This window comes from Clostridium sp. (genome assembly GCF_029258205.1).
Taxonomy (GTDB): domain Bacteria; phylum Bacillota; class Clostridia; order Clostridiales; family Clostridiaceae; genus Sarcina.
Genome location: NZ_JARHZJ010000063.1, coordinates 1 through 15242, shown reverse-complemented (window position 1 = coordinate 15242; position 15242 = coordinate 1). Strand labels below are relative to the sequence as shown.

The following is a 15242-nucleotide window of genomic DNA, read 5'->3' as shown; positions in this document are numbered from 1 at the left end:
AGGAATTTCACTTCCTAGCACAGGTGGACCTGGAACAGCTAGATTTATTAAAATAGGATTAGCTCTACTAGGAGTAGTTTTTGTTTTAGGTTTAGGATATGTTGCATTAGATAAGAAAAAAAGAGCTTAAATAAAAAAATGACAGAATAAATTTTATGATTAATTAAATAAAAAACTTCTTTTATTTGTTTGAATACTTATAAAAGAAGTTTTTTTACATAATTGTAAAGGAGAATAATAAGGTAGAACATTACCTAAAATTAATTAATATGAAAATTTTAAAAAGAATATATCTAATATTATTGATAGTAATAGCATTAATAGCTATTGGAGTTTTACTTTATCCTAGCATAGCTAATTATATAAATAATAAATATGCAGTTAATACTATTTCAGAATATGAAGATACTATTGAAAAAATATCAGAAAACAAATTAAATAAGTTAGTTGAAAAAGCACGTATTTATAATATGGACATAGCTAAAGACATAAAACCTAAGGATAAATTTGAAAGTGGATATATGTTTGGATATATTGATATTCCTAAAATAAATATTAAATTACCAATTTATGAAGGAACTAGCAAGGAGATATTGAAAAAAGGAGTTGGAGTTATAGAAGGAACTTCTATACCAATTGGAGGTGAAAATACTCATTCAGTATTATCAGCTCATACAGGGTTAGTAACACAAAAATTATTTACCGATATTGATCAATTAAAGAAAGGAGATTTGTTTTATATAGATATATTTGATATGAATTTAACTTATAAGGTAGATGATATTAGTATAGTGAAACCAAATGATACAAGTAAAATAAAAGTTTATCCGAATAAAGATTATGTAACTCTTTTGACATGTTATCCTTATGGAATTAATACAGAAAGATTATTAGTTAGAGGAGAACGAGTGTTTTTAGAAAATAATAATTCTAAACAAATAGATAGTAATGTTAATTACAATGTTGAAACGAGATGCATAAATAAAGAGTTAATTATTATAAGTTCAGTGTTAATTATATTTATTGTATTAGTAATTATACTTATATTAAGAAAAATAAAAAAAGCTTAATTGTAAAATGAAATTGAACTAAAATAGATAATACTTAGAAAGGCGTTTCATACTTTTTTAAAGAAAGAAGAAAATTATATAAATAAATATTAAAATTATTAAGATTCTAAAAAGCAATCTTTGAATATATAGAAAGTTTTTATAATAAAAGACTGCATTCATCTCTTGCTTATAATACTCCTAATGAAATAGAGTTTAAAGCTTTGAATGCAGCCTAAATAAGTTAGAATTTTCTTGTTTAAGATATTAGCATAAACCAAATCATAATTGAATTAATTGAAATGATTGCTATAAGTCTTATTGAAATATTATAATTATTGAAATATATATTTTTTAGTTACTAAGGCTTTATAGATTCTTAGTTTTCTTTATTAGCTATTTCAAGAACTATTCTATTTATGAAGTCAGCTAAAGGCATAGCACCTTCTTCACCGTTCTTTCTGCTTCTTACAGAAACTTCTTTATTTTCAGCTTCTTTTTCTCCAACAACTAAGATATAAGGAACTCTTTCTAATCTAGCTTCTCTTATTTTGTAACCTATTTTTTCAGCTCTGTGGTCAGCTTCAACTTTAACTCCTCTTCTTCTTAATTCTTCAACAACTTCATTTGCATAATCAGCATATTTATCTGATAAAGGAAGAACTTTAGCTTGAACTGGAGCTATCCAAGTTGGAAGGGCACCTGCATATTTTTCTATAAGCATTGCTAGTGTTCTTTCATAACATCCAATTGAACTTCTGTGAATGATGTAAGGACGTTTCTTTTCTCCATCTTTATCGATGTAGTACATTCCAAATCTTTCAGCTAAAGCGAAGTCTATTTGGATAGTTATGATTGTATCTTCTTTACCATGAACATTCTTAAATTGGATATCAAGTTTTGGACCATAGAAAGCAGCTTCATCATCAGCTTCAGTAAAGTCTATATTTAAATGATTTAATATTTCTCTCATTATATTTTGAGTGTTTTCCCAAGCTTCAGGATCATTGATGTATTTCTCAGTATTATTTGGATCCCATTTTGAGAATCTGTAAGTAATATCATTAGCTATTCCTAAAGTTTCCATAACATATTTAACTAAGTCAACAGTATTTTTGAATTCATCTTCTAATTGTTCTGGAGTACATACTATGTGCCCATCAGCAAGAGTAAATTGTCTTACTCTTATAAGACCATGCATTTCTCCTGAAGATTCATTTCTAAATAGAGTAGAAGTTTCAGCAAATCTTACTGGTAAGTCTCTATAACTGTGTTGAGTTGAGTTATATATTGCGTATTGGAATGGGCAAGTCATTGGTCTTAAAGCAAATACTTCACTATCATTTTCCTCATCACCTAAAACGAACATACCATCTTTATAGTGATCCCAGTGTCCTGAAATTTTGTAAAGGTCACTCTTAGCCATTAAAGGAGTTTTAGTTAAAACATATCCTCTTCTTTGCTCTTCATCTTCTATCCATCTTTGAAGAGTTTGGATTATTCTAGCTCCTTTTGGCATTAATAGTGGAAGTCCTTGACCTACATTTTCATCAGTAGTAAAGATTCCAAGCTCTCTACCTAATTTATTATGATCTCTTTTCTTAGCTTCTTCTAAAGCTTCTAAATAAGCATCTAATTCTGATTTCTTAGGGAAAGCAGTTCCATATACTCTTGAAAGCATTTTGTTTTTTTCGTCACCTTTCCAGTAAGCACCAGTAGATCTTAATAATTTAACTGCCTTTATTGGTTTAATAGCCATTAAATGAGGTCCTGCACAAAGGTCTACAAAATCACCTATTTGGTAGAATGAAATTACTTCATCTTCTGGAAGGTCATTTATAAGTTCAACTTTGTAAGGTTCATCTTTCATAAGGTCTAGAGCTTCCTTTCTAGGAAGTTCAAATCTTTTTATTTCAGGATTTTCTTTTATTATTTTTTTCATCTCTTCTTCTAATTTATTTAATTGTTCAGCAGAGAATGGTTTTTCAGTATCAAAATCATAATAGAAACCATTATCTATTGATGGTCCTATAGCTAATTTATCTTGAGGAAATAATCTTTTAACTGCAGCTGCTAATACATGAGAAGCAGTATGGTCAAAAGCATGTTGACCTTCTTTAGAATCGAAAGTACAGATTTCTAATGAAGAATCTTCATTAACTATAAATCTTAAGTCCTCAACTTTTCCATTTAATATACCACAACAAGCATTTCTAGCTAGTCCTTGGCTTATGCTTTGAGCTATTTCAAAAATTGATAGTCCAGCTTCAACTTCTTTTATTGAACCATCTTTAAGTGTAATTTTTATCATGTTAATTTCTCCTTTCAAAATAAATTTCTTTTAATTTTCATTCATATAAAATAAAAACTCTCATCCCTATTCTAAATATAGAAAAGGGACGAGAGTGTATATTCCCGTGGTTCCACCCAAATTGTACTTTAATAATCTAAAAATAAAGTACCACTTAAATTTAATCGTAACGTGATTATGACGGACTGGATTAGAGTCACTCAGAGGTAGTCTTCAACTAATTCCATTTAAAAGTACTTGCAGCTACTGTACTTTCTCTCTGAAAATGTACCAAAGTTTACTCGTCTCTTCATTGTGTTAATAAATTTATAATATTTACTTTAGATTATAAGTTTATTGTTTTTGTATGTCAATGGATAAAATAAAAATAAATTCTAAGTTATAAGATAAGATTTTATAAGTATTTAGGTGGAAATAGGTTCTGAATATTATAAATTTAATTCAAAAAAAGATATTAATTTAATTAAAATTTTTAAAAAGTAATTTGTAAAAAAATCTTGAAATAGAATTTGAAAAATATTATAATAAAAACATAGTTTTGCAGGTGTGGCGGAATTGGCAGACGCACTAGACTTAGGATCTAGCGCCTACGGCGTGGGGGTTCGACTCCCTTCACCTGCACCACTAAGCGGGTGTAGTTCAATGGTAGAACACCAGCCTTCCAAGCTGGATACCCGGGTTCGATTCCCGGTACCCGCTCCATTTTTTTTAGTTTGCTGTAAAATTATTAAAGAAAATACAATATACACCATTGAGTTGGTTGGTAGAGTACTTGATTCTTAATCAGTGAGTATCGGGTTCAAATCACTTATGGTGTACTAAGCATTGATTCGTGATTGATGCTTTTTTATTTTTATAAAAATTAAATATATAGTTTGTTTAGTAAATATAATTTTTTAGCATATTAATATTTTTCTAGTAATAAATATATAAAGGGATATAATTAATTAAATAGTAATCTGCAAAATATGTAAGTAGTTTATAGGAATTAAGTTTTTAAGAAATATTATTTTTAGTAAGAGTAAATTTGGATTATAAACTAAGTTAGAGGAATATATAAAAGCTATAAGAGAAGTTTCTTAGGAAGAAGCAATATTTTTTATAGATAATTATTAGTATTGGGAGATATTAAGTAAAGGTCAAGAATGAACTCAAGAATTATTGATAGTAGTAGGAAAAGGAAATCATATTAAAGGCAAAAGAATAGCTTTATTTTATGATGAATATTATAATTAATAAAAAATAAAGCTGTATCAAAACTTAATTAGCCTTGATACAGCTTTTTTATATGCAATTTATTGCTTTTTGCAATATAAAATCTTCTACATATTCCTCTGAATAAACTTTTCTTCCCATAAGACTAAATATTATTTCATTACTACAATATCCTTCTTTATAAAGTTTTAAGTTCTTAGTTAATTTTTTTAAAGAACCAGGTGTAAGATCTAGCATAATTTTTATCTCATTACCAGTATAAAAGCTTTTTCTAAAGATTTTTCTTAGGTTATTTTGCATATCAAGTTTATAATTTAAATCTATAACTTTGTCTCTATGAGGGCCTATTTTAGACCTATGATGTTTTTTGCATAAATATTTATAATTAAGTTTAAAATCTAAACCGCCTTCTGATTTATGAACTATGTGATGAACATCTGCATAATCACCACAAATTTCACAATAATAAGACATATAATCCTCCTTAACTTTATAATACCCATTTATAGTAATAAAATAGCATAAAAAAATAGTTTAATCAATATAAGTAAGGTTTTTAGATGGAGATGAGTGTATATAAAGGAATTTAGGATTTTTTACACTTTGATGTTAAAAATATTTGGCAATATAATTAAAATATAAAGGATATAAGGGGAGTTTGCGATGCGTAACTTATTTCGTCAAAGACTAAAAAGAGAAGAAAATCCCGAAAAGTTTTGGGATGAATTAATAGTAAAGAATCAAACTCTAAAAGGAAGAATGTTCAAAGATGAACCTATAACAGAAGATACTAAATACTTACATTATGTAATCTTTAACAGAAAAGTTGGCTTTCAAAATGTCTGGGTAATGGTTCCTAACTTTAGTCGTTTAATAGAATTTATAGAGTATGTATTTATGCCAGAAGCATATTATAAATGGGTTGAAGGAAAAAATAAACTAATAACACATATACCATCAATTGATGTAGAAAAAATAATTTCTATGATAAATAGAAAATCAACAGAAGAAGAAAAACAAAAAATGAAGAATGATATTTTAGCATTAAGAAAGTTAAAAGGATTAAGTGCTGAAAATGGAATGAGAAAATTAAAAATATTCTGTAGTAGATTTAATAATAATTGGCTTGGAAATGATGATGAATTTTTATATTTAAAAGCTTTTAATAATGCTGAAGAATTAGGGAATTTTGTAGTAGAAACTAACTTACAAACAGATTGTGAAGATTGTTATGAAAAAGCCATAGGAATGACTAAAGAAGAATGGTTTAAAGTTTGTGAAAATGCTGATAAAAATAAAGAAGCTGAGGAAAAATTTAAAACAATTTTATTTAAGCACTTAGAAGATATTGTATAAAATTAAAATTTTTTGATATTTTAAAATTAAAATCGCTTAGTATTAATAAAAATATAAATTAAAAAATATTGACATTTTTAAAATGACTATGTATAATATTTTTTGTTGATTCAAGTTTGTATCTTTAGCTCAGCTGGATAGAGCAACGGCCTTCTAAGCCGTGGGTCAGGGGTTCGAATCCCTTAAGGTACACCATACTGGGATATCGCCAAGCGGTAAGGCAACGGACTTTGACTCCGTCATTCGCAGGTTCGAATCCTGCTATCCCAGCCAGTTTTTAATTTGGTTAAAAAACTTGACAACATATTAATAGTATGTTATCATATAAATATACTAAGCGGGTGTAGTTCAATGGTAGAACACCAGCCTTCCAAGCTGGATACCCGGGTTCGATTCCCGGTACCCGCTCCATTTTTTAGGTTTTATTGTAAATTTATTTAAAAAATTACAATATGCACCATTAGCTCAGTTGGTAGAGCACCTGACTCTTAATCAGGGAGTCCAGGGTTCGAATCCCTGATGGTGCACCAAGCATCGTTTTATAAGCGATGCTTTTTTTATTTTATGTAAAAATATCGATACATTTGATATAAGAAATTTTAGTTAATATAATACTAGGTAATAAGAATTTTATTTAAGAGCAGATTTTTGAAGGGAGATAGAAATGAAACCTATAAATAAAATTGCTGCTATTCATGATATTTCATGCTATGGTAGAGCAGCATTAGCAACTATAATACCTATATTATCTTCAATGGGAAATCAAGTGTGCCCACTTCCAACAGCGGTATTGTCAACACATACAGATGGATTTGGAAAACCGGCAATGAGAGATTTAAGTGATTTTATATACGAAACTAAAGATCATTGGAAAAGACTTAACTTGAATTTTAAATGCATATATAGTGGATATTTAGCTGATCCTAATCAAGTTAAATTTGTTGAAAAATTTATAGAAGAGTTTAAAGATGAGGATACTTTGGTAGTTATAGATCCTGTTATGGCTGATAATGGCAAACTTTATGATGGCATGAGTGAGAAAATGATTGAAGAAATGAGAACTTTAATAAAAAGTGCAGATATAATAACTCCAAATATTACAGAAGCTTCTTTACTTTTAGGTAAAGAATATAAAGAAGGTTTAAGTGAAGTTGAGATAAGAGAATATTTAATAGGGTTAGGGAATTTAGGTCCTAAAATAAGTATAATAACGAGTGTATCAAGTTCAATGGGAAATGAATATATTGATACTGTGCTATATGATAGAGAAGAAAAAATGTTTTACACCTATTCTCATAAAAGAATAAATGCTTTTTATTGTGGAACAGGTGATGCTTTTGCTTCGTTGCTGATAGGATGGATATTAAGAGGTGAAAGCAATGAAAAAGCGTTGGAAAAGTCATGTGATTTTATTGCAGAAGCTATAGAATATAGCGAAAAGTTTGACTATCCTCCAAATGAAGGAATATTACTTGAGAGTTTGTTATATAAATTAACAAGTAAATAAATTATTAAAGTCATAAAAATAAATTGACAAAACAATTTTAGAATGATAATATTTAAAAAAACAAAATTTAATAAATCTTATCAAGAGAGGTGGAGGGACTGGCCCTATGAAACCCAGCAACCGGTAATTCTTTGCGGTTAAAACAATATTGATTTTAGAATTTAAAAATCAGTAATAGTTTCTTATGCGAAGATTTATAGCGGTGCTAAATCCTGCGGTAGAAACTGAGAGATAAGAAATAGCATCTGTAAGAATAATAACTTCTATCCTAGGATAGGAGTTTTTTTATTTTGTAGGATAAAAGATAGATTTATTAAATAGATTAGGAGGAGAGAAAATGAAAAAAGGAAAGTTTTCAGCGTTATTACCATTAATAATTTTTGTATCGATTTACTTGGGAACTTCATTAGTTATGAAAGATTTCTACTCTATATCTGTTTTGGTTCCAGGAATAATTGCAGCTCTAGTTGGAATATTTATGAATAGAAAAAGAGGACTTGAAAAGAATATAGAGATATTTTGTAAAGGGGCTGGTAATAGCAATATAATTTTGATGTGTTTAATATTTATATTAGCTGGTGCTTTTGCAGAGGTTGCTAAGAATATGGGGGCTGTGGAATCTACAGTAAATTTAGGTTTAACAATATTACCTAAAAATATATTAGTAGCAGGAATATTTGTAATATCATCATTTATAGCTATATCATTAGGAACATCAATGGGAACAATAGCGGCTATAGTACCAATAGCAATGGGAATTGCAGATAAAACTAATATAGCATTACCACTTATAGTTGGGGCAGTAGTAGGTGGAGCTATGTTTGGAGACAATCTATCAATGATTTCTGACACAACAATAGCAGCAACAAAGACTCAAGGATGTGAAATGAAGGATAAGTTTAAAGTAAACTTTAAAGTTATATTACCAGCTGCTATCTTAGTTATTGTAATATATACATTTTTAGGAAGTGGTGCTGATACATCAATAGGTCAATATGATTATAATTTTATTAAGATTATTCCTTACTTAGGTATTTTAATAGCTGCATTAATGGGAGCTAATGTGATTGCTATATTATCAGGTGGAATAGTATTAGCTGGAGCAATTGGATTCTTCACTGGCTCTCTAAATTTAAAGGCTTTCTTTAACTCAATATCAACTGGTATAGCTGGAATGAGTGAACTTATATTAATTTCAATAATAATTGGGGGAATTGTTGAAATAATAAAAGAAAATGGTGGTATAGACTATGTGTTAAACTTAGTTACTAAGAGAATCAATGGAAAAAAAGGGGCTGAATTTGGTATTGGATTATTAGTAAGTTTAGTTGATTTGTGTACTGCAAATAATACTATTGCTATAGTTACAGTTGGACCTTTGGCAAAGGATATTTCAGATGAATATAACTTGGATTCAAAAAGAATTGCAGGAATATTAGATATGTTTTCTTGTGCAGTTCAGGGAATAATTCCTTATGGAGCACAATTGATGTCAGCGGCAGCTTTAACTGGGTTAAGTTCATTTGAGATAATGAAATTTTTATTCTATCCATATTTAATGGGAATAAGTGCAATAGCATTCATAGCATTTTTCCAAAAGAAAGAAAGTGCTAAAAAAAGTGGGGAGTTAAATGCTATAGCAGCTAAATAAAATATTAAAAAGCAATAAGCATTAAAAGGGTAATTATATAAACGGTATTAATAAGATTTTTTATAAAGTAAAAAATAGACCAATATAAAATAAAACTTACAAACATTATTAAGATTATAGTTATTAATTCTAAGAATATTTTTGTAAGTTTTATTATTAAGTTTATATAGGTCTATTTTTTATTTTATTAAAAGGCAAATACTTTGAGATGAAATTCCTTTACCTGAACCAGTGAAGCCAAGACCTTCTTCAGTAGTTGCTTTAACATTTATTTGATCTAAGTTTATATTTAATGCTTTAGCTATATTTTCTCTCATGGCTTTTATATGAGGAGCCATTTTGGGGCTTTGAGCTATTATAGTTGCATCTATATTTGATATTTTATAATTATTTTTGTTTAAAAGTTCACCTACAAATTCTAGAAGCTTTATGCTATCAGCACCTTTATATTTAGGATCTGTGTCTGGAAAATGTTTTCCTATATCTCCTAAGGCTGCTGCACCTAGAAGTGAATCCATTATTGCATGCAATAATACATCAGCATCTGAATGGCCTAAAAGTCCTTTTTCATAAGGAATTTTTACTCCGCCTAATATTAAGTCTCTATTTTCAACTAATTTATGAACATCATATCCCATTCCTATTCTCATACTTATCACCTCTTAAATTTATTTATATTCTAAATAAAAATTTGTTTTTATGATTTCATTATATATAATTCTATTATGTTATAAAAGTATCAATAGCTATTAAAGAAAATTAAACTTAATTGTAACAAAAATAGAGCTATATAAAATTAGAATATTTATATGTTTTAATTATGTAAAAGATATATTTATAATATAAAAATTTATATAGATATCATAGGGCCTATGGTATAATAAATTGAGATTTAATTAAAGAGAATAGTTTCTAATAAATTTATTTTATATTAATATCGTTAGAAATTTTAGGAAAAAGGGAATTTAAATAGAAAGGGAGAATTGAGAAGTGTGGGGAAAATTTAGAAATGTGCTAGGCATTCTTTTAATAGTGGCAGGAGTATCACTTATTGGAGTAACCATTTGGATGAAATATGATACTTACAGACAGCAGCAAGCTGTTTTAGATAGTTTTAAAAATTTACAGTTTGATGTTCCAGAGGGTGAAAATAAAGATAATGAAATATTAAAAGAAGAAAATGTTAAAGACGATAGTGATGAAAATAATAAAGCTGATAAGGGTGAAGGTGAAAAAGACAAAAAACCAGAAAAAGCACAACTTGAAGAGGGAAAAGGAATTGGTATTTTAAATATTCCAAAGATAAACTTAGAAATAGGTATAATAGAAGGCGTTAGATATGAAGATATAAAGTATGTAGTAGGGCACTTCCCAGGTTCACCAATGCCAGGAGAAAAAGGTAACTTTGCCATAGCAGGACATAGAATATCATATTTTGGACAAGCGTTTAAAGATATTAATCAGCTTGAAAAAGGAGATAAAGTTAAAGTTACTTACAATGGAAAAGAGTACACTTATGAAATAACTGATATGTATGAGGTTACTCCAAATGAAACTGAGGCTTTAAACCCAACAAAAGATGCTACTATAACTATAGTTACATGCACAACTGACGCTAAAAATAGAGTTATAGTAAAAGGAAAGTTGGTGGAATAAGACTGGGTTTTTTACCTTAGTCTTATTTTTTATAAAATATACATAAAGGAGGATAGCTTGAGTGAGTGAGGTAACTTTTAGAAAAGATAAATATATGTTTTCTACTAGAAATATAAAGAAAACTTTAGATAAAAACATATTGAAAAAAGAAATAAATACTTTCATAAAAGAGCTTAGGAAATTTAAAGTTGATTTAAAGAGTCTTTCAAGTGAAGAATTTAATCTTGAGGAAAGAAATTTAATTCTTAACATAGCCTATTTTTTAGTTAATGAAGAGGTATTATTAAGAAAGATAATAAATAGAAGAGAATTAAAAACAAAGGTTATAGCTAAAAAAACAGGCTTTAGTAATGAAAAGATTATAAGTTGGTCAAATTATTTAATAGCTTATTTAATTTTATTATATAATGCAGATTACACAAATTTAGCTATGTATTTAAATATAAATTTTAAGGATTTAGAAAACTTAGCAGTTATAAAAGGTACAAATGGGGAAGAAATTGTCCATAAAGGGTTAGTTATGTTAGAGGGGAAAAAGAGTACTATAATATTAACTAAAGAAGGACAATTTATTAGAATAAAAACAAGGTGTGAAAATAAGGTCGGAGAAGAATTATCAGGAAAAGAGAAAAAAACTTTAAGACATTATAGAAAGTTAATAATTAGTGCTGCTTTAATTGCATTTATTCTTATAGGAAGTTTTACTTTTCTTTATAAAAAACAAGAAACTACTATATTAATTCAAGGGACATCAAAGGTTAAAATTGGATTAAATAGATTTGATAGAATAGTTTATACTTATTCTCCAACGGAGAAGGGAACAATATTAATAACAGAGCTAAAATTAGAAAACAAGAAATTTGAAGATGGTATGATATCAATTTTAAAAGGATTCGAACAAGAAGGTATGCTTCCGCCTAATAGAGTTGTAGATGTTTATATAACTGGTAAAATGGTTGATACTGTAAATTTAAATAAAGTTACAGAGTATGTTGAGAGTGTAAATAAAGATGATAATTCAAAGAATAATTTTAGAATAAAAATAAATAATTCAGGATATGAGAAGAAAAATTAAGTAAAGAAAGGATTATTTATAGTGAAAAAAGCATCAAAAAATAACAAGAGAAGAGATAAGAATTTATCTAATAAAAAATTTAGAAATGAAGATAAAAATTTAAATAAAAACACTAAAAATAATAAACAAAAATTAGCTAAAAAATCTTCAATAAAAAATAATATTATAGTATCAAATAAAAATGAAATAAGAGATGAAGTTAGATTAAATAAATATATAAGTGAAACAGGATTTTGCTCAAGGAGAGAGGCTGATAAACTTATAGAACAAGGAAGAGTTAAGATAGATGGTGCAAAGGCTACAACTGGTATGAAGGTTTCAAAGGGGCAAAGTGTATATATTGATGGAAAACCTCTAAAAGTTGAAAATGAGTTAGTTTATATAGCTTTAAATAAGCCTGTTGGAATAACTTGTACTACTGAGAGTAAGATAAAAGGAAATATAGTTGACTTTATAAATCATGAAAAAAGAATTTTTCCAATAGGAAGACTGGATAAGGATTCTCAAGGGTTAATATTTATGACTAATGATGGTGATATAGTTAACAAGATATTGAGAGCAGGAAATAATCATGAAAAAGAATATATTGTTACTGTAAATAAGTCTATAACTAATGAGTTTATAAAAGGAATGAGTAATGGAGTACCTATACTAGGAACGGTTACTAAGAAATGCTTAGTTAAGAAAGAAAGTAAAAACTCATTTAGAATAATACTAACTCAAGGATTAAATAGACAGATAAGGAGAATGTGTGAGTATTTTGGATATGAGGTTAAAAAATTAGAGAGAATAAGAATAATGAATGTTAGTCTAGGAAATCTAAAGATTGGATCTTGGAGATACTTAACTAAAAAAGAATTAGCTGAAATAAATAGATTAACAGAAAACTCTTCAAAGACTGAAGAGGCCTCAATTTAATACTTAAGTTATAAGTATCAAAAGTTAATGATAAAACTTACAAACATATTCCTAGAATTCCTAGATTTTGCTAAGAATTTATAATTATTACTCCAAAGATATTACTAAAACTTAGAAACTTGCTTCGCTTCGAATAGTCTCAGCTTTTTAATGTAATATCTTCTACGTAATAATTTAAATTCTAAATCTCATCTAAATATTCTCTTCATATTGTAAGTTTTATTAAAACATGTCTTGATATATCAATTAAACTTTTACTTTATTTATACAAAGATAATGCTTTTTCAATAAATGCCATTATCTTTTTTTCATATAGAATTTTATTAACTTCTAAGGCTTTGGCATGTTCAGCTCCTTCAACTAAGTAAAGTTCTTTATATCCTTTAGTTTTAGAGTTATATAAATCTACGGCCATATACCATGGGACGAAATAATCTTCTTTTCCATGAATAAACATCATTGGTAATGAGGTTGAAGCTACTATGTCTATAGGTACTACTTTTTTCATAGAAAATTTAGCTTTAGTTTTCATAAAGAAGTTTGCAAATATAAGGCTTGGACGAAGAATTTTTCTAATAATCCTATTTTTATATTTATGTGTTATTTGAAATCCTATTAGCTCATAAAAGTTAGAGTAACCACAATCTTCAATAACAAATTTTATTGAATCATTTAGAGGAATAGTTTCCATAACTGTTCCTGCGCCCATTGATTCACCATGAAGACCTAAAATTATATCATTACCAAATCTAGATTTTAAATATTCTATCCACATGTTTAAATCATACTTTTCATAAAAACCATATGTGGAATATTTTCCTTCACTTTTTCCATGTCTTCTTTGATTCACTATAAGAATATTAAATCCATTTTTATAGAATATATCAAAATATTTTAAAGAGCCAACATAGCAAATAGAAACTCCATGAACCAAAATTATAAATTTATTTGTAGGATTTTCATTCATTATAAGTGTTGAGGTTAAATTAATATCATCTAAAGATTTTAAAGTAATATCTTCCTTAGAAGCAGAATCATATAAAACTTCATCAAAAAGATTATTTTCTACATATCTAGCATAACTTTTATCTATATCATAGAGTTTTCTAGTTGCTGTAGATTTAAATATATATAGACCTGTTGCTAAAAAAAAGGTAATAACTAAAATAGCAATAATTATCAATATAATAATATAAGTCATCTATATCACTCCAATCAGCTTTTAATAAACTTTCTTTATATATTATACATAATTATATCACTTAAGAGAAAAATAAAATTAGACAAATATAAAATGGAGGTTTATTTTATGAAAGTTAAAAAAGTTTTTTTATGTCTTATGTCATTACTTGTTATTTTTTCTACTGTAGTTTTAGGAGGAGAAATAAATAAAATAGAAGTTATAGAAAAATCTATAGAAGAGAATACTGACAAATATGAAATTAAAGTAAAATATCCATCGATTGAAGGTGGAGAAAAAGAGGTTACAGATAAAATAAATAAAACTATAGAGGATTATACTTTAAATTGGATAAATGACATTAAGTTATTAGGAGAAGAATATAGCAAAGAGTATGAAAAGGCAGGAAAAGAAATGCCTAAAATGGAGGCATATAGTCTTTTTGAAGCCTTTAATACAGAGGAAATAATTAGTTTACCTGTTACATATTATCAATATACTGGTGGAGCTCATGGATTAACAACTAAAATAAGTTATAATTATAATCTTAAAACAGGAAAAATACTTAAAATAAATGATTTGTTTAAAGAAGGATTTGACTATAAAAGTATAATTGATAAGAAAGTAAAAGAGGATATTGAAAAGGAAAAGGAGCTTTATTTTGATAATGGAGCCTTGTTTAAGGGTGTTAATGAAAATCAAGCTTATTATCTAAATAGAGATGGAATTATAGTTTATTTTGAACAATATGAAATTGCTCCATACTCTTCAGGAGTTAGAGAATTTAAGATTCCTTATGGAGAATTAAAGAACGGATTAATTTATAAATTAGAAAATTGATATTAAGGGCGTGTATCAAAGTATATTTTATTATTAGATTTTGATGCACGCTTTTTATGGTTAAATTTAAAGGAGTATATTTTATTATTAAATGAAATAGGGATATAATAAATTAAAAAGGAATTGTAATGATGGGGGAGTGAAATTTCTATGGAAACCTTAAGAGAAAAAATAAATAAACAGAGAGAATATTTTAGTACAGGTGAAACTAAGGATATAAATTTTAGAATAAAGAAACTTAAAAAGTTAAGAGACGTTTTAAAAAGTGAAGAAGAGAAAGTTTTTGAAGCTTTAAAAAAAGACTTAATGAAATCTAATTTTGAATCGTATGTTACAGAAGTAGCAATGGTATATGACGAAATAAATATGCACATTAAAAACATAAAAAAATGGAGCAAAAAAAGAAGAGTGAAAACTCCATTAGTACAATTCCCAGCAAAAAGTTTTATACAGTTAGAACCTTATGGAGTTGTCTTAATAATAG

12 protein-coding genes, 6 tRNA genes, 1 pseudogene, 1 riboswitch and 1 other annotated feature are annotated in these 15242 nt (G+C 27.3%); of the genes and pseudogenes, 15 read left to right on the top strand and 4 right to left on the bottom strand.

The genetic code is table 11. From position 1 onward, the window contains the following. Window positions 1-269: 269 nt before the first annotated feature. On the top strand, window positions 270-1070 hold the full coding sequence (locus Q1J60_RS08315) for a class C sortase (RefSeq protein ID WP_300260726.1): 801 nt from the start codon (window positions 270-272) through the stop codon (window positions 1068-1070). A 358-nt stretch (window positions 1071-1428) separates the two neighbouring features. On the opposite strand, the gene thrS is transcribed toward Q1J60_RS08315, so the two are convergent. Beyond that, entirely contained in the window at window positions 1429-3360 is a 1932-nt protein-coding gene (thrS, locus tag Q1J60_RS08310; protein ID WP_300260723.1) for a threonine--tRNA ligase, read from the bottom strand. A gap of 81 nt (window positions 3361-3441) precedes the next feature. Continuing rightward, window positions 3442-3662, bottom strand: a binding site (T-box leader). Between the two features lie 238 nt (window positions 3663-3900). Between thrS and Q1J60_RS08305 the strand changes: the two genes are divergently transcribed. Together Q1J60_RS08305 and Q1J60_RS08300 are read left to right on the top strand one after the other, a co-directional pair. After that, window positions 3901-3984 (top strand) — tRNA-Leu (locus tag Q1J60_RS08305). Window positions 3985-3988: 4 nt separating this feature from the next. Further along, window positions 3989-4062 (top strand) — tRNA-Gly (locus Q1J60_RS08300). Between the two features lie 582 nt (window positions 4063-4644). On the opposite strand, the gene Q1J60_RS08295 is transcribed toward Q1J60_RS08300, so the two are convergent. After that, the gene (locus Q1J60_RS08295) at window positions 4645-5049 is read right to left on the bottom strand and encodes an HNH endonuclease signature motif containing protein (protein WP_300260720.1); all 405 of its coding nucleotides are present in this window, start codon (window positions 5047-5049) and stop codon (window positions 4645-4647) included. Window positions 5050-5238: 189 nt separating this feature from the next. On the opposite strand from Q1J60_RS08295, the gene Q1J60_RS08290 reads away from it, so the two are divergent. The 7 genes from Q1J60_RS08290 (at window position 5239) to Q1J60_RS08260 (ending at window position 9089) form a co-directional block, all read left to right on the top strand. Continuing rightward, on the top strand, window positions 5239-5931 hold the full coding sequence (locus tag Q1J60_RS08290; protein ID WP_300260717.1) for a hypothetical protein: 693 nt from the start codon (window positions 5239-5241) through the stop codon (window positions 5929-5931). Between the two features lie 118 nt (window positions 5932-6049). Beyond that, window positions 6050-6126, top strand: a tRNA-Arg gene (locus tag Q1J60_RS08285). 3 nt (window positions 6127-6129) lie between these two features. Beyond that, window positions 6130-6204 (top strand) — tRNA-Gln (locus tag Q1J60_RS08280). A gap of 64 nt (window positions 6205-6268) precedes the next feature. Continuing rightward, window positions 6269-6342, top strand: a tRNA-Gly gene (locus tag Q1J60_RS08275). Between the two features lie 43 nt (window positions 6343-6385). Further along, window positions 6386-6461: transfer RNA gene (locus tag Q1J60_RS08270), tRNA-Lys, on the top strand. 134 nt (window positions 6462-6595) lie between these two features. Further along, window positions 6596-7438: a pyridoxamine kinase gene (locus Q1J60_RS08265; protein ID WP_300260714.1), complete on the top strand. Its 843-nt coding sequence runs from the start codon at window positions 6596-6598 to the stop codon at window positions 7436-7438. A 74-nt stretch (window positions 7439-7512) separates the two neighbouring features. Next, a riboswitch (SAM riboswitch) is annotated at window positions 7513-7676 on the top strand. A 99-nt stretch (window positions 7677-7775) separates the two neighbouring features. Continuing rightward, a complete protein-coding gene (locus Q1J60_RS08260) occupies window positions 7776-9089 on the top strand; it encodes a Na+/H+ antiporter NhaC family protein (RefSeq protein WP_300260711.1) in 1314 nt (437 codons plus the stop codon). A gap of 179 nt (window positions 9090-9268) precedes the next feature. On the opposite strand, the gene ispF is transcribed toward Q1J60_RS08260, so the two are convergent. Continuing rightward, window positions 9269-9739 (bottom strand): 2-C-methyl-D-erythritol 2,4-cyclodiphosphate synthase, encoded by a 471-nt coding sequence (gene ispF, locus Q1J60_RS08255; RefSeq protein WP_300260708.1) that lies wholly within the window; start codon window positions 9737-9739, stop codon window positions 9269-9271. 340 nt (window positions 9740-10079) lie between these two features. Here ispF and Q1J60_RS08250 point away from each other — a divergent pair, with 340 nt between their 5' ends. The 3 genes from Q1J60_RS08250 to rluF all read left to right on the top strand — a co-directional run bounded on the left by Q1J60_RS08250 (window position 10080) and on the right by rluF (window position 12738). Then, entirely contained in the window at window positions 10080-10745 is a 666-nt protein-coding gene (locus tag Q1J60_RS08250; RefSeq protein ID WP_300260706.1) for a class D sortase, read from the top strand. A 61-nt stretch (window positions 10746-10806) separates the two neighbouring features. Further along, the gene (locus tag Q1J60_RS08245; RefSeq protein ID WP_300260703.1) at window positions 10807-11820 is read left to right on the top strand and encodes an anti-sigma factor domain-containing protein; all 1014 of its coding nucleotides are present in this window, start codon (window positions 10807-10809) and stop codon (window positions 11818-11820) included. Between the two features lie 21 nt (window positions 11821-11841). Further along, window positions 11842-12738, top strand: a complete 897-nt coding sequence (gene rluF, locus Q1J60_RS08240; protein ID WP_300260700.1) for a 23S rRNA pseudouridine(2604) synthase RluF — start codon at window positions 11842-11844, stop codon at window positions 12736-12738. 259 nt (window positions 12739-12997) lie between these two features. Here the strand turns inward: rluF and Q1J60_RS08235 are convergent, their stop codons facing one another. Then, entirely contained in the window at window positions 12998-13939 is a 942-nt protein-coding gene (locus Q1J60_RS08235) for an alpha/beta hydrolase (protein ID WP_300260697.1), read from the bottom strand. Window positions 13940-14047: 108 nt separating this feature from the next. Between Q1J60_RS08235 and Q1J60_RS08230 the strand changes: the two genes are divergently transcribed. Both Q1J60_RS08230 and Q1J60_RS08225 read left to right on the top strand, forming a co-directional pair. Then, complete coding sequence (locus tag Q1J60_RS08230) at window positions 14048-14758, top strand: DUF3298 and DUF4163 domain-containing protein (RefSeq protein WP_300260695.1); 711 nt, start codon at window positions 14048-14050, stop codon at window positions 14756-14758. Between the two features lie 150 nt (window positions 14759-14908). Next, window positions 14909-15242 (top strand): annotated as a pseudogene (locus tag Q1J60_RS08225) (aldehyde dehydrogenase); the annotation flags it as partial.

What these genes read in the sequence shown, in the direction of transcription:
- Q1J60_RS08315 (WP_300260726.1), top strand. Translation starts at nt 270, where the DNA reads ATGAAAATTTTAAAAAGAATATATCTAATATTATTGATAGTAATAGCA.
- thrS (WP_300260723.1), bottom strand. Translation starts at nt 3,360, where the DNA reads ATGATAAAAATTACACTTAAAGATGGTTCAATAAAAGAAGTTGAAGCT.
- Q1J60_RS08295 (WP_300260720.1), bottom strand. Translation starts at nt 5,049, where the DNA reads ATGTCTTATTATTGTGAAATTTGTGGTGATTATGCAGATGTTCATCAC.
- Q1J60_RS08290 (WP_300260717.1), top strand. Translation starts at nt 5,239, where the DNA reads ATGCGTAACTTATTTCGTCAAAGACTAAAAAGAGAAGAAAATCCCGAA.
- Q1J60_RS08265 (WP_300260714.1), top strand. Translation starts at nt 6,596, where the DNA reads ATGAAACCTATAAATAAAATTGCTGCTATTCATGATATTTCATGCTAT.
- Q1J60_RS08260 (WP_300260711.1), top strand. Translation starts at nt 7,776, where the DNA reads ATGAAAAAAGGAAAGTTTTCAGCGTTATTACCATTAATAATTTTTGTA.
- ispF (WP_300260708.1), bottom strand. Translation starts at nt 9,739, where the DNA reads ATGAGAATAGGAATGGGATATGATGTTCATAAATTAGTTGAAAATAGA.
- Q1J60_RS08235 (WP_300260697.1), bottom strand. Translation starts at nt 13,939, where the DNA reads ATGACTTATATTATTATATTGATAATTATTGCTATTTTAGTTATTACC.
- Q1J60_RS08230 (WP_300260695.1), top strand. Translation starts at nt 14,048, where the DNA reads ATGAAAGTTAAAAAAGTTTTTTTATGTCTTATGTCATTACTTGTTATT.